The sequence below is a fragment of the Streptomyces sp. WMMB 322 genome, from assembly GCF_900090145.1.
GTDB lineage: Bacteria > Actinomycetota > Actinomycetes > Streptomycetales > Streptomycetaceae > Streptomyces.
In genome coordinates this window covers 274292-292685 of record NZ_FMHI01000001.1, presented here as the reverse complement: position 1 = coordinate 292685, position 18394 = coordinate 274292, and the positions used below count along the sequence as shown (strand labels likewise).

At 73.2% G+C, this 18394-nt stretch carries 15 protein-coding genes; 8 read left to right on the top strand and 7 right to left on the bottom strand.

Translation table 11 applies throughout. The features are described 5' to 3' along the window. Positions 1–56: 56 nt before the first annotated feature. Positions 57–1343, bottom strand: a complete 1287-nt coding sequence (locus H180DRAFT_RS01320; protein WP_079099799.1) for an MFS transporter — start codon at positions 1341–1343, stop codon at positions 57–59. A 335-nt stretch (positions 1344–1678) separates the two neighbouring features. Continuing rightward, positions 1679–2089: a MarR family winged helix-turn-helix transcriptional regulator gene (locus H180DRAFT_RS01315; RefSeq protein ID WP_107097560.1), complete on the bottom strand. Its 411-nt coding sequence runs from the start codon at positions 2087–2089 to the stop codon at positions 1679–1681. Positions 2090–2310: 221 nt separating this feature from the next. On the opposite strand from H180DRAFT_RS01315, the gene H180DRAFT_RS01310 reads away from it, so the two are divergent. The 4 genes from H180DRAFT_RS01310 (at position 2311) to H180DRAFT_RS01295 (ending at position 6148) form a co-directional block, all read left to right on the top strand. Further along, positions 2311–2556, top strand: a complete 246-nt coding sequence (locus H180DRAFT_RS01310; protein ID WP_055484084.1) for a hypothetical protein — start codon at positions 2311–2313, stop codon at positions 2554–2556. 164 nt (positions 2557–2720) lie between these two features. Beyond that, positions 2721–2978: a DUF2530 domain-containing protein gene (locus tag H180DRAFT_RS01305; RefSeq protein WP_074466598.1), complete on the top strand. Its 258-nt coding sequence runs from the start codon at positions 2721–2723 to the stop codon at positions 2976–2978. A 296-nt stretch (positions 2979–3274) separates the two neighbouring features. Beyond that, positions 3275–3568 carry an ANTAR domain-containing protein gene (locus H180DRAFT_RS01300; RefSeq protein ID WP_055484082.1) on the top strand — a complete coding sequence of 98 codons (294 nt, stop codon included), beginning with the start codon at positions 3275–3277 and terminating at the stop codon, positions 3566–3568. Positions 3569–3589: 21 nt separating this feature from the next. Beyond that, a complete protein-coding gene (locus H180DRAFT_RS01295) occupies positions 3590–6148 on the top strand; it encodes an HAD-IC family P-type ATPase (RefSeq protein ID WP_055484081.1) in 2559 nt (852 codons plus the stop codon). A gap of 396 nt (positions 6149–6544) precedes the next feature. Here H180DRAFT_RS01295 and H180DRAFT_RS01290 read toward each other — a convergent pair whose 3' ends face one another. Beyond that, complete coding sequence (locus H180DRAFT_RS01290; protein ID WP_055484080.1) at positions 6545–7555, bottom strand: hypothetical protein; 1011 nt, start codon at positions 7553–7555, stop codon at positions 6545–6547. Positions 7556–7671: 116 nt separating this feature from the next. Between H180DRAFT_RS01290 and H180DRAFT_RS01285 the strand changes: the two genes are divergently transcribed. Then, entirely contained in the window at positions 7672–8328 is a 657-nt protein-coding gene (locus tag H180DRAFT_RS01285) for a TetR/AcrR family transcriptional regulator (protein ID WP_055484079.1), read from the top strand. 135 nt (positions 8329–8463) lie between these two features. Here H180DRAFT_RS01285 and H180DRAFT_RS01280 read toward each other — a convergent pair whose 3' ends face one another. The 4 genes from H180DRAFT_RS01280 to H180DRAFT_RS01265 form a co-directional block, all read right to left on the bottom strand. Further along, entirely contained in the window at positions 8464–9414 is a 951-nt protein-coding gene (locus tag H180DRAFT_RS01280; RefSeq protein ID WP_079099752.1) for a phosphotransferase enzyme family protein, read from the bottom strand. A 49-nt stretch (positions 9415–9463) separates the two neighbouring features. Continuing rightward, positions 9464–10111, bottom strand: a complete 648-nt coding sequence (locus H180DRAFT_RS01275; protein ID WP_055484447.1) for a dihydrofolate reductase family protein — start codon at positions 10109–10111, stop codon at positions 9464–9466. Positions 10112–10200: 89 nt separating this feature from the next. Beyond that, positions 10201–13500: a sacsin N-terminal ATP-binding-like domain-containing protein gene (locus H180DRAFT_RS01270; protein WP_055484078.1), complete on the bottom strand. Its 3300-nt coding sequence runs from the start codon at positions 13498–13500 to the stop codon at positions 10201–10203. Positions 13501–13902: 402 nt separating this feature from the next. Then, on the bottom strand, positions 13903–14877 hold the full coding sequence (locus H180DRAFT_RS01265) for a DUF3027 domain-containing protein (protein ID WP_055484077.1): 975 nt from the start codon (positions 14875–14877) through the stop codon (positions 13903–13905). 361 nt (positions 14878–15238) lie between these two features. On the opposite strand from H180DRAFT_RS01265, the gene H180DRAFT_RS01260 reads away from it, so the two are divergent. The 3 genes from H180DRAFT_RS01260 to H180DRAFT_RS01250 are packed head-to-tail and all read left to right on the top strand — an operon-like array spanning position 15239 to position 18274. Beyond that, positions 15239–16633, top strand: a complete 1395-nt coding sequence (locus H180DRAFT_RS01260) for an MFS transporter (RefSeq protein ID WP_254665845.1) — start codon at positions 15239–15241, stop codon at positions 16631–16633. A gap of 25 nt (positions 16634–16658) precedes the next feature. Then, the gene (locus H180DRAFT_RS01255; RefSeq protein ID WP_055484075.1) at positions 16659–17345 is read left to right on the top strand and encodes a futalosine hydrolase; all 687 of its coding nucleotides are present in this window, start codon (positions 16659–16661) and stop codon (positions 17343–17345) included. Beyond that, entirely contained in the window at positions 17342–18274 is a 933-nt protein-coding gene (locus tag H180DRAFT_RS01250; RefSeq protein ID WP_107097559.1) for a 1,4-dihydroxy-6-naphtoate synthase, read from the top strand. The genes H180DRAFT_RS01255 and H180DRAFT_RS01250 overlap by 4 nt, the downstream gene beginning before the upstream one ends. Positions 18275–18394: the final 120 nt, after the last annotated feature.

Genomic DNA, 18394 nt, shown 5'->3' with positions numbered 1-18394 from the left:
GCCCGGCCCCGCCGCGGGGCGCCGTGGGCCGGGGCGGGCGCGACGCCCGCCCGCCGCTACGCGGCGGAGGTCACCTTCTCCCGCTCGGCGCCCCTCGCCTCCCGCGGCACGAACCTCACGTGCCGGTGGCCGCGCCGCAGGTCCACGCGGAGCCGCAGCCCTCCGGCCCGTGCCAGCGCCAGGCCGACGCCGACGGCGACCACCGCCGAGATGATGCCGCCGGAGAGGAAGCCGATCCGGGGACCGAAGGTGTCGGTGACCCATCCCATGAGCGGCCCGCCGATGGGCGTGCCTCCCATGAAGACCATCATGTAGAGGCTCATCACCCGGCCTCTCATCGCCGGGTCGGAGGCCGTCTGCACGCCGGAGTTGGCGGTGACGTTGAAGGTCAGCCCCATGATCCCGATCGGCGCCATCAGGGCGGCGAAGAGCCAGAACGACGGGGAGAGCGCGGCCGCCGCCTCCAGCAGGCCGAAGAGCAGCGCCGCCCCGGCCATCAGCCGCATGCGGGTCACGCGCCGCCGTGCGGACAGCAGCGCACCCACCACGGAACCCACGGCCATGAGGGTGTTGAGCAGCCCGTACGTCCCGGCGCCCTCCTCGAAGACCCGGTCGGTGAAGGCGGTGAGCCAGATCGGGAAGTTGAAGCCGAAGGTGCCGACGAAGCCGACGAGGACGATCGGCCAGATCAGCTCGGGATGGCTGCGGACATAGCTCAGCCCTTCCCGCAGCTGCCCCTTGCTGCGGGGCACGCGCTCGATGCGGTGCAGCTCGCCGGTGCGCATCAGCAGCAGGCCGGCGAGCGGAGCGATGAAGGACAGGCCGTTGAAGAGGAAGGCCCAGCCGCTGCCGACGGCGGAGATCATCACGCCGGCGATGGCGGGCCCGACGAGGCGGGCGCTCTGGAAGTTCGCGGAGTTGAGCGAGACCGCGTTGCCTATCTGTTCCGGGCCGACCATCTCGGTGACGAACGTCTGCCGGGTCGGGTTGTCGAGCACCGTCGCCAGGCCGAGCACGAACGCCAGCGCGTAGACGTGCCAGACGTGCACCTGGCCGCTGAGGGTCAGGGCCGCGAGCGCCAGGCCCGTCAGCCCCATGACGGACTGCGTGATCAGGAGCAGCTTGCGCTTGTCGCACCGGTCGGCGATGACGCCGCCGTAGAGACCGAAGAGCAGCATGGGCAGGAACTGCAGCGCCGTGGTGATGCCGACGGCGGTGGCCGAGCCGGTGAGGCTGAGCACCAGCCAGTCCTGGGCGATGCGCTGCATCCAGGTGCCGGTGTTGGAGACGGCCTGGCCGGCGGCGAAGAGCCGGTAGTTGCGGATGCGCAGCGACGAGAACATCGAGGGCTTGGGAGCGGGCTTCGCGTCGGTGACCTGCGTATGCCGGTGCCGCTTCCCGCCCGGGACGTCGGCCGAGTCCCGCGGCTGCTTCCGTGCGCCGTTCTGTGGGGTCCGGGAGTTCTGCGGGTTCTCGAAGTTCTGTGGGTTCTCGGGGTTCTGTGGGTTCTGGGGGTTGTCATCTGGTGCGGGTGCGGAATCTGTTCCGTGGCCCGTACTCAAATCGCCTTCGCCTCCTCATTCGTCCGCGCCGTTCGTCTCCGTCGTGCCGTACTGCTCCCCTGCTCCTCACGGGTGTGCCGCAGATCCTCCGAGAGCTCCCCCTCAGGGCTCCCCGGCTACGAGTGCGCCAGCTTCTCCAGCACGGGTGCCGCGGCGCGCAGCCGCTCCCATTCGTCATCGTCGAGGCGACCGGCCAGTTCGGCCAGCCAGGCGTTCCGCTTCTCGCGGCTGGCGGCGAGCATGGACTCCGCGCGCTCGGTCTGCGTGACCGTCTTCTGGCGGCGGTCGTCGGGGTGCGGCTCCAGCCGGACCAGTCCCTTCGCCTCCAGCATGGCGACGATCCGGGTCATCGAGGGGGGCTGGACGTGCTCCTTGCGGGCCAGTTCGCTGGGCGTCGCGGAGCCGCAGCGGGCGAGTGTGCCCAGTACGGACATCTCCGTCGGGCTCAGCGACTCGTCGACCCGCTGGTGCTTCAGGCGCCGCGAGAGGCGCATGACGGCGGTGCGCAGTGAGTTGACCGCTGCCATGTCGAGCTCGCTCGCCGTGCCCGCGCCGCCGGTGCGGCGCTCGGATGTTTCCGGCATGTTGTTAGGGTAACTCATTACCTGCTCTAAATAACAGGCCGGGGACCTGGCCCTGCAGAACGGGCCGGAGACCTGGTCACCGTCCGTCCATCAGCTCACACATACGAGTGACATCGCACGGAAATCTGACCCATCACCCCCGGCCCACCCGGGACCGTTGAGGCATGAATTCGACGACCTCGAAGGTGCTCAGCCTGCGGATGGACGGTGAGCTGTTCGACCGGCTGCACACCCACGCCGCCAAGCGCGGCATGAGCGTTCAGGACTACGTGGTCCGTGCGCTCGTGCGCGACGACTTCGACGAACGGCTCAAGACATCAGTCGAGGAGGCCGAACGCTTCTTCGACTCGGCCGGCGTGCGGCGCCGGCTCGCTACACGGCCAGAGCCTGCTCGATCGGGGCGGGCATGAAATTGACGAGAAAGCAGGCGCCGACGACCGGAATTTCGTCTCCGCGCGTAGAACCACCGCCCTCCCGCGCTTTCCCGGCCCTCGATAGGCTGTTCCCTGCCGACGGCGCGGGATGGGCGGCGCCGGCCGGGCGAACGCGAGAGGAAGCTGCGGCGATGGGCCTCATGAACCGGTGGACCGACGGCCAGCGCGAGGCCCCCGAGCCGCTCGAAGGCCCGGTCAGGGGCACGGTCCTGGTCGGCACCGGCATCTGGTTCGTCCTCTTTCTCGCGCAGCTCCCCTTCTACGGCTGGTACGAGGACCACGGCCACACCTGGTTCATCTGGACCTGCGCCGCGGGTGCCGGACTCGGCCTGCTCGGCTTCTGGTACGTACACGTGCGCGAGCGCGCCATACAGCGGGACGCTCACGACTCCGCCTGACGGCACCGGCCCCGCGGCTTGCTCTCCGACCTCGCGCTCCCATGCCGGGGTGCGAGCCGGCGCCCTCCGTCCGCGACGGACTCCGGGCCGCCCCGGACTCGGGGCCGCCGTCGTCCGCCGTCGCCCGCCGACGCCCACCGATGCCCACCGTCGTCCGCCGACGCCGTCCACCGATGTCCGCTTAACTCCCGCTCACAGCACCGCTATGCGTATGATCACGCGGTAGGGCATATGCCCATCAGCTCCGCTGTGCCGGCGGTGCGTCACGGGTCACCCTGAGCTGAATAGGGGCAGGAATGGGCGACGCGGAGAATCCGCATGCCGAGCTGGAGCACCTTCGCCGCGCGATGGCGACCCGCCCGGTCATCGATCAGGCACACGGTGTCCTGATGGCTGCCTACCGGTGCACGCCCGACTCGGCGTGGCACGTCCTCGTCACCGTCTCCCAGCACACCAACACCAAGCTCCACCATGTGGCCGCGGCGCTGGTGGAGACGACCCAGGGCAAGGACCTCCCCGGTCACCTGAGCACCGCACTGAGGGAGGCACTGAAAACCGCCCCCCAGGATCAACCAGGACAAGGCGTATGAAACGCCCGTAACGTCTGATGCATGACGGAGCGGACGGGCGCCGCCGCCGGGACGGCTCCCGGAGACGGCCGGCAGCGCGGGCTCAGTGCCGCGGACGTGGAGGCGAGGACCGCTCGCGGCGAGATCAACGACGTACCCGTGCGCAGCAGCCGCTCCCTCACGGAGATCGTCCGTGCCAACGTCTTCACCCGCGTCAACGCCGTCATCGGCGCGCTCTTCCTGATCATTCTCTTCGTCGGGCCCGTGCAGGACAGCCTCTTCGGGTTCGTGATCGTCGCCAACACCCTCATCGGCATCGTGCAGGAGCTGCGCGCGAAGAGGACCCTCGACAACCTCGCCGTCATCGGCGAGGTGAAACCGGTCGTCAGACGGGACGGCGCAGCCGTCCGTCTCAGCGCCTCGCAGATCGTGCTGGACGACCTTGTGGAGCTCCGGCCGGGCGACAAGTGCGTCGTGGACGGCCAGGTGACCGAGGCCGACAGTCTCGAGATCGACGAGTCCCTGCTGACCGGTGAAGCAGACCCCGTCGCGAAGCAGCCCGGCGACCCGGTCATGTCCGGAAGCTTCGTCGTCGCGGGCAGCGGCGCGTTCACCGCAACGCGGGTGGGGCGTGCCGCGTACGCCGCCCAGCTCGCCGAGGAGGCCTCCCGCTTCACCCTCGTCCACTCCGAGCTGCGCAGCGGCATCAACGATCTGCTCAAGTACGTGAGCTGGGTGATCGTCCCGACCGGGCTGGGGCTCGTGTTCAGCCAACTCGTCGTCGAGCACGACGACATCCACGGTGCCGTGCGCCGCATGGTCGGCGGCATCGCACCGATGGTGCCCGAGGGCCTGGTGCTGCTGACCTCGATCGCCTTCGCCATCGGCGTCGTGCGGCTGGGGCGCCGGAAGTGCCTCGTGCAGGAGCTGCCGGCGATCGAGGGGCTCGCGCGCGTGGACATCGTCTGCCTGGACAAGACGGGCACCCTGACGGAGGGCGGCATGGACGTCGCCGAGGTGCGCGTCCTCGGGGACGGCACAGCCGACGCGGCCGCCGGTGACGGCGACCCCGCGGGGGGCGGCCCCGGGAGCGGCCCCGCGGACAACCCCGGTGCCGGCGGCGGGGACCGGGACGGAGAAGGCCGCCACGGCCACCCCGGTGCCGGCGGTCGCAGGGCCGCGGACACGGCCTACGTGGAGCGGGCGCTCGCGGCCCTGGGATCGGCCGATCCCCGCCCGAACGCGAGCATGCGGGCCATCGTCGACGCCTTCCCCCTCGACGGGGGCGACGGCACGGCGTGGCGGACCGCGCAGTCGCTGCCCTTCTCCTCCGCCCGCAAGTACAGCGGAGCCACCTTCGTCGAGCACGACGGCACCCGCCGCACCTGGCTGCTGGGCGCCCCCGACATCCTGCTGCCGCCCGGCCATCCCGCACTCGCGGACGTCGACGAGCTCAGCCGCGAGGGGCTGCGTGTGCTGCTGCTGACCCGCACCGACCGCGTCGCGGACGCCCCCGACGCCGTCGACGGAGCCGTCCCGGCGGCCCTCGTCGTACTGGAGCAGCGGCTGCGGCCCGACGCCGGAAGAACCCTCCGCTACTTCGCGGAGCAGGACGTCACCGCCAAGGTCCTCTCGGGCGACAACGCGGTCTCAGTGGGTGCGGTGGCGGGCAAGCTGCGGCTGCGGGGAGCGCAGAACCCCGTCGACGCGGCCCGGCTCCCCGAGGATCCGGCGGGAATCGTCCGGGCGCTGGAGAGCGGCACCGTCTTCGGCAGGGTCTCGCCGCGGCAGAAGCAGAGGATGGTGGACGCCCTTCAGGAACACGGGCACCACGTCGCGATGACGGGCGACGGGGTCAACGATGTGCTTGCGCTCAAGGACGCCGACATCGGCGTCGCGATGGGCACCGGCTCCGAGGCCACGCGGGCCGTCGCCCAGATCGTGCTCCTCGACGACAGCTTCGCCACGCTCCCCTCCGTCGTGGCGGAGGGCCGCCGGGTCATCGGCAACATCGAACGGGTCGCCCACCTCTTCCTCACCAAGACCGTCTACTCGGTGCTGCTGGCCCTGCTCGTGATCCTCTGGCAGGTGCCCTACCCGTTCCTGCCGCGCCATCTGACGCTGCTGTCGTCCCTGACCATCGGCATTCCGGCCTTCTTCCTCGCTCTCGCGCCCAACCGGGAGCGGGCCCGGCCCCACTTCGTGCGGAGAGTCCTGCGGTACTCGGTGCCGGCGGGGCTCGTCGCGGGGGCGGCGACGTTCGCGACATATCTGCTGGCCCGCGGCCACTACGCGGGGCGCGGGGCGCTGACGGCCGAGACGAGTGTGGCGACGCTGACGCTCTTCCTGATCGCGATGTGGGTGCTCGCGGTCGTCGCGCGGCCCTACAGCTGGTGGCGGGTCGCGCTCGTGGCCACGATGGGGCTCGCCTTCGTGACCGTGCTGGTCACGCCCGCCCTTCAGCGCTTCTTCGCCCTGGAACTGGTCGGCTGGGCGATGCCGCTGACCGCGGTGGCCGTCGCGGCGGCGGCCTGCGTGACGCTGCAGGTCGCCTGGCGCACCGTGCGGCGCCGGTGGGAGATCACCGGCGCCACTCGCTGACAGGCCCAGGGGCTGTCCGGCGGTGTTCGTGGATCAGCGAGCGGCGTCCGGCGCATGGGGCCTCCCCCGCGAAAGCGGGGGGACGCATCGCAAGGCGGAGGGTCGTCCTCATACCGGGGTTCCCCATGCCTGAGGCCAGGGGAGTATTCGGGCGATCCCGACAACGCTGGGGGCACCGCCCGGCGAAGCCAGGGGGAGAGGTGCGGTGCCTGGGGGCACCCCCGGACGAAGTCCAGGGGGAGTCGCGAGCCCGCGAAGATCCGCCGGACAGGCCCTAGCGGACGACGTAAACGGTGATCTTGTTCTCGGTCGGTTGCGATCCGGGCCGTCCGTTCGGCCGAGACGGCAGGGACGGCGCGGCGAGCGGCGCGCCTGGGATGGCGTGCGCGGGGGCTGTCACCTCCGGTACCGCTGCGCCACCGCCGCGAACGCGGCCTTGGGTTCCCATTCCATGTCGGGGTAGGTCTGCCCCCGGCGGCCTTCGAGGAGTTTGACGATGCCCAGGCCGGCCCGGTCCAAGTCGTCCCGGGGGTCGCCGTCGGGGCGGTGCGGGAAGCCGGGCAGGGCGAACAGGAACACGAACGCGCTGTCCACGCCCTCGGTCTCGAAGATCTCCAGCAGCTCGCTCAGATATGCGGCCTGGCCGGCCTCGTCACGCGCGTACATGCCGTTCAGGCGCACCGGCGCCCTGGTCTCCGGGTCGTACTCGACCACCTCCAGCACCCGCCCACCGCGGTCCCCCGCGCCGCTGTAGGCCGCGGTGCCGAACCCCGTGACGGCGAGCGGCTTCCGGCTCCGGGCCAGGGTTCGTACCGCTTCCCGGAATCGGTCGGCCACCTCGGCGGAGCGGATCAGCTCGACCGTCACGATGTCGAAGGGAGTCCAGTCGACCTGCTCGAACTGTATGGAGGCGTAGGTGAGTTCGCCCCGGAAGCGCTCGCGGACCGTGGCCGCGGCATCCCGGAGGAACGCGTTGATGCGCACGCCGAGTTCGCGCATCGCCTCGGCCCGCCGCTCGGGTCGGCCCATCAGCTGAGCGACCCGCTCCTCGGGGGTCTTCCCGGGCAGGAAACCGCAGTTCATCACGCTCAGCTCGACCCCTGCGACGAACACGATCGTGGCCCCCTGCTGCCGGAGCCGTTCCGCTCGCCGGGCACAGTCGCGGAAGAGCGTGAGGATCTGCTCCGGGTCGAGCTCCAGTGGATAGGGCGAGAACCAGACCTCCAGGCCGAGTTCGGCGGCGGCACCGGCGGCCAGCTCCATCCGGCCGGGGTCGCCGCCGATGATCTGGACCGCGTTGCAGTGCAGGTCGTCGCGGATGACGGCGAGCTCGCGACGGACCACCTCAGGGTCGAACTGCTCGCGGGACATCTGCCCGTGCACGACGAATCCGGTGTCGTAGGTCATCCCTCTTGCTCGCATGGCGGCGTCCTGTCTCTCGGTCTCGGGAGGGGCGAGACTGGCAGAAATCTTGCGTGCACGCAAGTTTGCGTGCACGCAGTCTTGTGTGGAACGCTGACGCTGTGACGACACCATCACCAGGGCTGCGGGAGCGGAAGAAGCAGGCCACGCGCGAGGCGCTGCGCGAGGCGGCCCTGCGTCTGGCCGTGGAGCGCGGGCCCGACCACGTGCGGGTCGAGGACATCGCCGAGGCGGCCGGGGTCTCGCCGCGCACCTACAACAACTACTTCGCCAGCCGCGAGCAGGCGATCGTCTCCGCGGTCACCGCCGACCGGGAGGCGCGGATCGCGGCGGCGGTCGCGTCCCGGCCCGTGGGAGTGCGCCTGGCCGACGCCGTCACCGAAGCAGTGGCCGAGCAGTACACGGACACCGGCGAGTGCGAACAGGAGGCGTTGCTGCTGATCACCAGCCGGGCCGCACTGCGCGACGCGTTCCTCGGCAGCACCACCGGCATCGAGCCTCACCTCGCAACGGCGGTCGCCGAACGCCTGGGTGACAGCGGAGCGCACACGGCCCGCGTGCTCGCGGCGAGCGTGGCCGCGGCGGTTCGCATAGCGCTGGAGGACTGGCTCCGGCCGGCCGGGAACGCGGAGGGGGCCGGGAGTTCCGGCACCGGAGGACTGGTCGTGCCCTCCGGCTCACTGCCCGACCGGCTCCGCGAGGCGCTGGCCCCGCTCGCGCCGGCGTTCGACGCCGCCGAGCGGCACACCCAGCGGTGAAGTCGGCCCGACCGGGCACCTGCGGAACAGGCAGCGGATCCGGAACACGCCGGTACACCCGGCCGCGACCGTCTTCGTCGCCGGCCGATTCAACGCGAACGACGCCGTATCAGCGCGCGATCCACGGCTGGACTGCTAGAACGCGTACCAGCGCACGGCCGCGTCCTCCTGCCGCAGCGAGGCGACGCGTCGCGCGAACTCCCGGCGTGCCGCCGGGTTTCCGGGTGCGTGCTGCGCCACCCACGCACAGGCCGCCGTCTCCCGGGCGCCGCGCAGCACCGCGCAGCCGGGCCACTCCCGCACGTCCCAGCCGTAGACGCGCACGAAGCCGGCGTAGGAAGCCTCGTCCAGCCCGTAGCGGTCGAGGCTCAACGCCAGTACCACCAGGTCGTGTTCGCGCAGATCGTCGGAGAAGGTCTCCAGGTCCAGCAGCAGCGGGCCGTCCGGGCCGACGTGGACGTTGCGCGGGAGGGCGTCGCCGTGCAGCGGCCCCGGCTGCAGGACGGGGGTCAGTCCGGCCGCGGCGGACTCGAAGTCGTCGCGCCGGGCCCGCAGATAGGCCGCGTCCGCCGGGGGCACCGCGTCCCCGGCCAGCCGCAGCCAGCGCTCCACGCCGGAGAGCAGGTCCCGCCGTGGCAGCGCGAACGGCGGGGCGGGCAGGGCGTGTACGAGCCGGAGCAGTCCCGCCAGGTCCGCGGGCACCGCCTCACGTCGCGCTTCGTCCAGACGCCGCCAGAAGGTGAGGGGGTGCCCGTCGACGAGGGTGACACCGGACCTCGCGGCACGCACGGCGGGCACCTCGTGCTCCTCCAGCCAGCCGGCGACGCGCAGTTCACGCTCGGCGCGCTCCTTCAGCGAGGGGTCGCGGCCGACGCGTACGACGACGGGTTCGGGGGCGTCCAGCGCGAAGACCGCGTTCTCGCCGAGCGCCAGGAGCCGTGCGTCCTCCGCCCGCTCACCGGCGGACGCGAGCACGGCCCGCGCCCGCGCCTCGGTGAACGGCCCCGTGGTCGTCCGGTCCGCGGCCGGCCGGTCCGTCGTCGTCCGGTCCGTCGCCGGCCGTCGCTTCTGCGTGCCGTCGTCCATCCCGGCAGCGTAGGCGGTGGCCGGAGCCCGGATTCCCCTCCGTGGCCCGTCACTTGCCGCGAGCGTCGTCCTCGTCCCGCAGCGCGAAGTCGCCGTACTCCGGCGGGCCGGTGCGCTCGTAGGTGTGGATGGCGATTCCGGTGCCGGTGGTCGTGGATTCCGTCAGCGTCATGCCCATCGGCCTCGTCCCCTCCGCGAACAGCCGTCGGCCGTTGCCGAGTACCACGGGGAAGGTCAGCAGCCTGAACAGGTCGACGAGGTCGTGCGCCATCAGGGACTGCGCGAGCACGCCGCTTCCGTGGATCTGGAGCTCTCCGCCCCCCTGATGCTGCTGCTTCAGCGCCGCCACCTGCTCGGGGACGTTCTCGCGCAGCAACGTGGTGTTGTACCAGCCGGCGGACTTCAGCGTCGTCGAGGCCACGTACTTCGGGCAGCTGTTGAGCTTGGCGGCCACCGGGTCGTCGGGGTCGGTGACGCCCGGCCAGTACGAGGCGAAGATCTCGTACGTACGGCGCCCGAGCACGAAGCCGCCCGCCTCGGCGAACGTCTTGGCGATGAAGGCACCCATGTCGTCGTCGATGTGGGGGACGACCCAGCCGCCCTGCTCGAAGCCGCCGCTGGGGTCCTCGGCCGGGCCGCCGGGCGCCTGCATGACGCCGTCCACTGACACGAATGTGGTGAGCGAAAGAGTGGTCATGCTCTTCCGACCGGCCGGCGAGGCGGAACTCATCGCCTCCGCGGCCGCGCGGCCGGGCCTGTCCCGCCCGGCCGCCGGCCGCACACCTGTCAGTCGAACCAGCGTGCCCTCTCCAGCTCGGCCACCCGCTCCGGGTCCTCCAGCAGGGCCGCCACCTCGAAGCGGCGCCCCCAGCGGCCCGCCGCCCAGGCCAGACCTGCCGCCACGCCCTCCAGGGTCGCCGCGTGCAGCACGCCGTCGGGGGTGCGGCGCCACTCCACGTCCGTGCCGTCGACGACCAGCTCGTCGTGCTCGCGGTAGGTGCGGGGCGCCCCGGGCAGCAGCACACGCACCGCCTCCGGCACGTCCCGCTCGGTGCCCTCCCCGGACGCGGCCGTGTCGATCCTGCCCGGAATCTCCTCGCTCAGCCTCGGCACGTCCAGCACCGCCGCCAGGGCCGCGGCGTCCCGGGGGGCGACCGGCAGCAGCGCCCGGCCCTCCGCGAGCGGCATCAGATCGGGCGCGTCCGCGATGAGCGCCTCGCTTCTCGGAGCGATCCCGACGGCGCCCTGCCCGCCGCGTACGGTGCGCAACTCCTCGGGCAGCGTGACCTCTTCGGGATCCAAACCGGCCAGCAGCCCGTAGAGGCCGTGCAGTTGGGCGTGGGAGACCTCGGAGTCCGGGTCTGCGAGCCGTCCCAGCAGTTCCGCCGCGCCTCCCGGTTCCTCCAGCAGCGCCGCCGCGGTCGTGCGGATCCCCAGCGCCCGCAGCACCTGCGCATCGCCGAACCACGAGGTCCCGCCGGAGGGAGCCGGGACCTCCCCGGCGGGGGCCGCCTCCCCGGAGGAGGGCGCCGGGGTCCCGCCGCCGTAGGCACCGGGCCTTCCCGCCGCAGGCAGCGGAAGGGAAGCGTCGGCCTCCTCGTAGAGCCCGTCCAGCAGCGGGTCCCCGCCTGCCGCGCGCAGGCCCGCGGGGCGGCGCCCGTCCAGCACCGGGTGGCCGCGCAGCCACCACGCGGTGTACGGGCGGACCGTCTCCGTCACACCGTCCGGCAGCAGCACCCGCACGGGCGCGGTCAGCGCGTCACGCAGCGGCGGCCTGGCGAGCATCGCCAGGGCCTCGGGCCAGCTGTGGTCGTCGACGAGGTCCAGATCGCGCACCGCGACGAGCTCGGACGCGACGGGCGGCACCGCCACCTCCGAGTCGGGAAGCTGGTCGAGCACGTCCTCGCACCACACGTCGACCGCGTCCAGCAGGCCCACGTCGTCGGGTTCCGCGAAGTCGCCCTCGCGGGGCTCCAGTTCGTCCGGGTCGAGGACGACGTCCGTGGCCCGTACGAGCGCGAAGTCCGCCTGCACCCCTACCGCCGTGAGCGGCTGCTCGCCCCACCGCTCCGCCAACTCGGCGTCGCAAGCGGCAAGTTCACCTTCACGGATGACGCGCTCGAAGGCGCTGCCGGGGAAGACGAGTTCACCGGCCGGTGCGATCTCCCCGTCCTCGTCGGGCAGCGCCAGCGCGCCGAGCCACGGCTCGTCACCCGGCCCCAGCCGCGCGTCACGTACGAGCCCCAGCACCACTTCCGCCAACTCCTCGGCTTCCAGGGGCCCTTCGCCCTCCGCACCGGGACCGGCCTCCCACGGGGCCTCCCCGCCGTAGGCAGCGGAGACGCCGTCCTCGTCCAGCGACGCCGCGACGGCGGCCCGCACTTGCGGGGTGGTGAGCACCGCGCGGGGCGTCGCGCTCGTCGCGCCGAGCTTCTCCAGCAGCGGATGGACCGCGTCCTCGTGCGCGACCTTCAGGCCGAGGCGGGCCAGCTGCCCGGCCCTGCCCGCATCCGCCGACGGGCCGGGCAGCGGCAGCAGCACCTGCCGTGGTCCGATCGTCGTCCGCGCCGTTCCTCCGGCCAGCGGCACGGGAAGCCCGGTGAGCCGGTCCGGCTCCACGCCGGCGAGCGAGTCGTAGAGCCGACGCCACCACTCCGGGGGCCGTACCACGCCCGCGAGCCGGTCGATCACTTCGCCGAGCGGCACCCTTGCCACGTCCAGCGCACGCAGCTCCGCCCGCCGCTCCATTCCGGCGGGCAGCAGGCTGGGGAACAGCTCCGCCAGCACACCGACCGTGCCGGAACCGGCCCCCTCCGCGATCTCCGCCTCGAGCGGCCGCAGCACGACGGCCTCTCCGTCCTCGTCCTTGCCGGCACCGGCGAGGAACGGCACTCCCGGGAGCCTCGACAGCAGCAACTGCCGCAGCTCTCCGTCGAGTTCACCCTTCCCCAGCGGGCCCGGCACCAGATCCACCAGATCCGCCGTCACCGGCCGCCACTCGCGAAGCAGCCGCACATAGACGTCGGCGGCGCGCTCCAGCAGGAAGTCCCTCAGCGGTCCGGGCGCGACGTGGCGGCGCGTCGGCTCCAGCGGGAAGCTCGCGATCAACAACGCCGGCAGGCCCAGCGGTTCGTCCGTCGGCGTCGGAGCGTGGACGCAGGGGGCCGTGGGAGGCCGTACGGGCGAGCCGTCCTCCACCGGCACCGCCCACGTCACCGACCAGGCAGGGCGCATCCGTTCCTCGACGGGACGGTCCTCCAGCAGGGCGCCCTCCACGACGCCGCTCTCCTGCGCCACGCGCCAGCGCCGCACGCCGCCCCGGCCGTCGCCGTCGTCGCGGCGCACCTCGACGAACGGGCCGTCCACGTGGCGCGTCATCGTGCGCACGCCTTCGCCGGTCTCGACGACGACCTCGCTCAGGCCGGGCAGCGTCAGCAGCAGCGAGTCGTCGGTCTCGGCGAGCAGCCTCTCCGTCAACTCCCGTGCGCCCGCGTCCCGCAGGGGCAGCACCACTGCCGTGTCGTACCCCTGGGGTGCGCTGCCCTCCGCGGGCAACGGCAGCCGCAGCAGCGGCGCGTGGCCCTCGCGGCGACGCAACTCCTCCCCGAGGGCGGGCGTGCCCAGCGCCGCTTCGCCGACCATCTCCCGCGCCTCGGCCAGCGACCACCGCACGCCGCCCGTGGCACCGACGACGGCGGGCTCGTCGCTGACCGCGAGCACCGCCGAGAAACCCACACCGAACCGGCCCACGGCGGCCGCGTCCTCGTCGTCGCGCTTCGCCGACGCGCGCAGCGTCGACAGCGACTCGACGCCCTCGGCGTCCAGCGGCGCGCCGCTGTTGGCGACGACGAGCACATCGTCGCGGAGGGTGAGCCTCAGCCGTCCCGGGGTGTGTGCGCGGGCGGCCGCGTCCGAGGCGTTCTGGGCCAACTCGACGACGAGCCGGTCCCGGTAGCCGCCGAGCGCCAGCTGCTGTTCGGCGTTGGCGTCCTCGCGGAACCGCGCAGGAGAGGCCGTCCAGGCGTCCAGCACACCACGCCGCAGCCGCGCCGTGCCGAATGTGTCCAGCGGTTCTTCCTGCCCCATCGCCGTCTCCTTCGTCGCGCAACCGGCACCCCCGCCCCGCCGGTGACGGTACGGCATCACGCCGGCGGCTCCTCCCCCGACGGTCGGCGTCCGCCCTGGCGCGGGTTCGCATCGGCCGGTGTGCGGTGCGCCGGGGCGGGGCCGGGGCCGGGCTGGAGCCGGAGCAGGACCGGGAGTTGGCGAGACACTCGCAAGCCGGCCCGTGCGGTCATCTGCGGGCCCCAGCCGGGCAGTCAGGAGCGGGGCGGCTTCAGAGCGGGGCGACGGGCATCTGACGGGAGCGCGGCGCCTCCGGCACCGGGTACCGGGCCCCTTTCGAGGCCGGGTTCACGGCCGCGGCTCCCACGGCGGCCGCGGCCGCCTCCGGTGCGCATCACGCGCCGGAGGCGAATCCCGTGCCGCTCAGGAGAGTTCGTCCGCCTGCGTCTCGTCGATCACCGGGGGCGGCGGCTGCGGCGTCTTCGGCATGACCGCCGCCTCCGAGTGGCCGCCGCACCCGTAGGCGAGCGAGACGACGTGGCCGTCCGCAGTGCTGTACTCGTTCGCGCAGACCCCGAAGGCCTGACGCAGCGAACCCGCCAGCGGCAGCAGGAAGCCGCACGAGATGCAGTTCGCCGGCGCGGACTGTGCCATGAGCGTGTCCGGCCCGTACTCGTCCTCCCAGCGGTCGGCCGCCGTCTCCAGCCCGTAGCGGGACAGCACGCGCGGGCGGCCCATGCCCAGTTCCTCGGCGACCGCCTCGATCCTGGCGCGCTCCGGAGGCGGGAGGATCTCCGTCCGCGGCTCCGCCCCGTCGCGCTCGGAGGCCGCCTCCCCGGCGGGAACATCCTCGGCCGGCACCTCGCCGGCGGCGGCTTCCCGGGCCCGGGCGGCAGCGTCGGCCTCGGCGGTACGGGCCTCCGCGCCGGCAGCACCCGCCTCCTCGTCCGTGCCGCCGGTGACGTCACCGGCGCCCGCCGCGCTTCCGACGCCTTCCGCGTAGCCGGGCACCAGGCGCAGGTCGTCCGCCTCGGTGGGCAGCAGATCGCCGGGCCCGAGGTCGCCGCGGCGCAGCCGCTCGTTCCACGGGACCCACTCGGGGGCCAGCAGCGCGTCGGGGCCGGGAAGGAGAACGGTCTCGTCCAGCGTGACCGTCTTCGCCCGGGACGCCCGGGTCAGAGTCACCGCCCAGCGCCAGCCGCGGTACGCCGACTCCCGGCACTCGAAGAAGTGCGTGACGACGCGGTCCGCGTCGGCCACGACCTCGATGTGCTCGCCGACCTGACCGGGGCCCGCAGCCGTCTGAGCCGCTTCGCGCGCGAGCTCGACGGCCTCGGCGCAGAGCCGGTCGGGGGCAGAGGCGCGACGGGTACGGCCGCTTCGCGTCGCGGCGGTCATGCAGCACTCACAAGAATCGTCTCTCCTACGCCATAGCGCCGGTGTCGGCGTGCACTCCCGCAGGCGGCCGCGAAGGGGCGGTTCCCCTGCCTGCGGCGGGGAGACCCCATACCTCGGCGGGGGCGCCCCTTGGTTCGCGGACGGAGCGGAACCGGGGAGCCGCTGCGAACGTCCGCGCCCCGCTCGGGGCCGTGCGGAACGCACCGCCGCCCACGCTACCCCACGGAATCGGTGACCCGTTCCGGAGGGATTCCCCAGCCGCGGGTGCACGGATGTCCGTCCGGCGTGGAGTGTCCGCATCCGTCACCGCCGTTGGGGCAGACTGAAGCTCGTGGCTGCCGAGCCTGGACGCGGACGTCGTCTGCTTCGCGGGGCCGCGCGTGCCGTACGACGGCCACCCGCGGCTGTGGCCCGTCGACTCCGGCGCTTCACGCACGGCGAGGGCGCAGGGGAGTCGGGCCTCGGCAAACTCATCGAACTGCACGCGGTCAACTCCGCGGGCGACATGCTGATCACGGTCGCCCTCGCCTCCACGATCTTCTTCTCCGTACCCACCGGGGAGGCGCGCGGCCGGGTCGCGCTGTATCTCCTCGTCACGATGGCGCCGTTCGCCCTTCTCGCTCCGGTGATCGGGCCGCTCCTGGACAAGGTGCCGCACGGACGCCGAGCCGCGATGGCCGCGTCGATGCTGGCCCGCGCGCTGCTCGCGCTCGCGATGTCGGGTGCGGTGGACTCGGGACGCCTGGAGCTGTATCCGGCGGCGCTGGCAGTGCTGGTGTCGTCCAAGGCGTACGGGGTGGTGCGTTCGGCGGTGGTGCCGAGGCTGCTGCCGCAGACGTTTGCGCTGGTGAAGGCGAATTCCCGGGTGACCCTCGCGGGCCTCGTGGCGACGGGTGTGGCAGCGCCGATCGGTGCGGTGCTGCACCAGCTGGGGTCGCCGCTGCCGCTCTACGCGGCGTTCGCCGTGTTCGCGCTGGGAGCGTTCCTGTCCTTCACCCTTCCCGGCAAGGTCGACTCGGCGAAGGGCGAGCGCAAGGCGAGACTCGCCCCCGCACGGCTCCGCGAGCCCGGCCGGACGATCCGGCTCCGCCGGGACGGGCGCGACAAGCAGAGGGAGGGCGGCGGCCGGGACGGACGCGGGGGCCGGGGCGAGAGACGGCCGGGCCTGCGGACCGTGGGCGCATCCGTGCGCAGCGCCCTGGTGGCGAACTCGGCGCTGCGCGGCCTGTCCGGCTTCCTCACCTTCTTCCTCGCCTTCCTCCTGCGCGACCAGCCGCTGACCGGTCTGTCCGGCGCGTTCTCGCTGGGCCTCGTGGCCGTCGCCGCTGGCGGCGGCAACGCGCTGGGCACCGCGATCGGCGCCTGGCTCAGGGCCAGGGCCCCCGAGGTGATCATCGCGGGGGTGCTGGCCTGCGCGCTGGGCGCGGTCGTCACGGCAGGTGTGGTCTACGGGACGGTCACGGTCGCGCTGGTCGCGATGACCGCGGGAATCTCCCAGGCCCTCGGCAAGCTGTCACTGGACGCGCTGATCCAGCGGGACGTGCCGGAGGAGGTCCGTACGTCGGCCTTCGCGCGTTCCGAGACGCTGATGCAGATGTCGTGGGTCGTGGGCGGCGGGCTCGGTATCTCTCTGCCGCTGATCGGCCCGCTCGGAATGGGCGTCGGCGCGGTCGTGATCGCCACGGGCGCCGTGTTCTCCGTACGGAACCTGCTGCGCGCCGCCAGACAGGGCACGCCGCACCCCCGGGCTGCCTGACGTGGCGCACGGCTAGCCTGCGGCCATGCCCTCACCACGCATCCTGATCGTCACCGCCGTCGCCGCAGAGCGGGACGCGGTGCTCTCCGGACTGGAGCGCGGCGGCGTCTCGTCCGGGGTCGAGGTGCTCGCCTCCGGCGTCGGCCCTGCCGCCGCCGCGGCCGGCACCGCCACCGCGCTCACCTCGGCCGCCCTCGGCGGGGCGCCGTTCGGCGTGGCCGTCTCGGCGGGCATCGCCGGCGGTTTCGGGCAGCCGCTGGGCGGCGCGGTCGTCGCGACGTCGATCGTCGCGGCCGATCTGGGCGCCGTCACTTCCGGGCCGGACGGCGACGGCCCGGAAGGTTTCGCCTCCGTCGAGGAACTCGGTTTCGGCAAGGCCGAGCACCGCCCACCCCCGGATCTCGTACGGGCGGCGGCCGAGGCGGCACAGGCAGCGCGAGGACCGGTGCTCACGGTCTCGACGGTGACCGGAACGCACGCCCGCGCCCGCGAGCTGACCGCCCGGCATCCGGGAGCGGCGGCCGAGGCGATGGAGGGCTTCGGGGTCGCGGAGGCGGCCGCCGCGCACGGCGTACCGGTGCTGGAGCTGCGTACCGTCTCCAACGCGGTCGGCCCTCGTGACCGCGCGGCGTGGCGGATTCCCGAGGCGCTGGAGGCGCTCGGGGCCGGATGCGCGGCGGTGCTTCCGGTGCTGCGAGCATGGGGGGCATGAGCACCGACGGCAACGGCGGCACCGGCAGCGCGGCCTCCGCGCTGAGCATCGCCTTCTCACCGTGTCCGAACGACACCTTCGTCTTCGACGCCTGGGCGCACGGCCGTGTGCCGGACGCGCCGCCACTCGACGTCACGTTCGCGGACATCGACGTCACCAACGGCATGGCGGAGCGCGGCGAGGGCGACCTGCTGAAGGTTTCGTACGCGATGCTGCCGTGGGTGCTGGACGAGTACGCGCTGCTGCCCTGCGGAGGCGCGCTCGGCCGCGGATGCGGACCGCTGGTCCTCACCCGCGAACCGGCCGACGGGCCCCAGGGCGGGGGTCTCTTCAGCGACTCCCCCCGGCCCCAGGGGGAGTCGCTGAAGGGCAGGACCGTGGCCGTGCCGAGCGAGCGGTCGACCGCCTATCTGCTCTTCCGCCTCTGGGCGGCCGACGAAGTGCCGGGCGACGTCGGCGAGGTGGTCGTGCTGCCGTTCCACGAGATCATGCCGGCCGTGCGCGACGGCCGGGTCGACGCCGGCCTGGTCATCCACGAGGCGCGCTTCACGTACCAGGAGTACGGGCTGCACAAGCTCGCCGACATGGGCGAGCACTGGGAGCGCACCACGGGCCTGCCCATCCCGCTCGGCGCCATCATCGCCCGCCGTTCGCTGGGCACGCGGATGCTGACCCGGCTCGCGGAGTCGGCACGCGCGTCGGTGCGGATGGCGTGGGAGGACCCGGAGGCGTCACGCCCGTATGTGATGGAACACGCGCAGGAGATGGACCCCGCCGTCGCGGACCGGCACATCGGGCTCTACGTCAACGAGTTCACCGCGGACCTCGGCGAGGACGGCATCGCCGCGGTGCGCGGGCTGCTCACCCGCGCCGCCGCGGAGGGCCTGGTGCCGCCCATCCCCGACGACGCTCTCTCCCCCTGGGCCTGACGGCCCGGGTGGGGGCCCCGGCGAAGCAAGGGTGGGGGTCCCATCCCGCCGCCGCCCGGCCGCGTCGGCCGGTGACGGCCGGCCGGTGACGGCCAACGCGGCGGCAAGGGTGCTGGGCGC

What these genes read in the sequence shown, in the direction of transcription:
- H180DRAFT_RS01320 (WP_079099799.1), bottom strand. Translation starts at nt 1,343, where the DNA reads ATGTTCTCGTCGCTGCGCATCCGCAACTACCGGCTCTTCGCCGCCGGC.
- H180DRAFT_RS01315 (WP_107097560.1), bottom strand. Translation starts at nt 2,089, where the DNA reads ATGGCAGCGGTCAACTCACTGCGCACCGCCGTCATGCGCCTCTCGCGG.
- H180DRAFT_RS01310 (WP_055484084.1), top strand. Translation starts at nt 2,311, where the DNA reads ATGAATTCGACGACCTCGAAGGTGCTCAGCCTGCGGATGGACGGTGAG.
- H180DRAFT_RS01305 (WP_074466598.1), top strand. Translation starts at nt 2,721, where the DNA reads ATGAACCGGTGGACCGACGGCCAGCGCGAGGCCCCCGAGCCGCTCGAA.
- H180DRAFT_RS01300 (WP_055484082.1), top strand. Translation starts at nt 3,275, where the DNA reads ATGGGCGACGCGGAGAATCCGCATGCCGAGCTGGAGCACCTTCGCCGC.
- H180DRAFT_RS01295 (WP_055484081.1), top strand. Translation starts at nt 3,590, where the DNA reads ATGACGGAGCGGACGGGCGCCGCCGCCGGGACGGCTCCCGGAGACGGC.
- H180DRAFT_RS01290 (WP_055484080.1), bottom strand. Translation starts at nt 7,555, where the DNA reads ATGACCTACGACACCGGATTCGTCGTGCACGGGCAGATGTCCCGCGAG.
- H180DRAFT_RS01280 (WP_079099752.1), bottom strand. Translation starts at nt 9,414, where the DNA reads ATGGACGACGGCACGCAGAAGCGACGGCCGGCGACGGACCGGACGACG.
- H180DRAFT_RS01275 (WP_055484447.1), bottom strand. Translation starts at nt 10,111, where the DNA reads ATGACCACTCTTTCGCTCACCACATTCGTGTCAGTGGACGGCGTCATG.
- H180DRAFT_RS01270 (WP_055484078.1), bottom strand. Translation starts at nt 13,500, where the DNA reads ATGGGGCAGGAAGAACCGCTGGACACATTCGGCACGGCGCGGCTGCGG.
- H180DRAFT_RS01265 (WP_055484077.1), bottom strand. Translation starts at nt 14,877, where the DNA reads ATGACCGCCGCGACGCGAAGCGGCCGTACCCGTCGCGCCTCTGCCCCC.
- H180DRAFT_RS01255 (WP_055484075.1), top strand. Translation starts at nt 16,659, where the DNA reads ATGCCCTCACCACGCATCCTGATCGTCACCGCCGTCGCCGCAGAGCGG.
- H180DRAFT_RS01250 (WP_107097559.1), top strand. Translation starts at nt 17,342, where the DNA reads ATGAGCACCGACGGCAACGGCGGCACCGGCAGCGCGGCCTCCGCGCTG.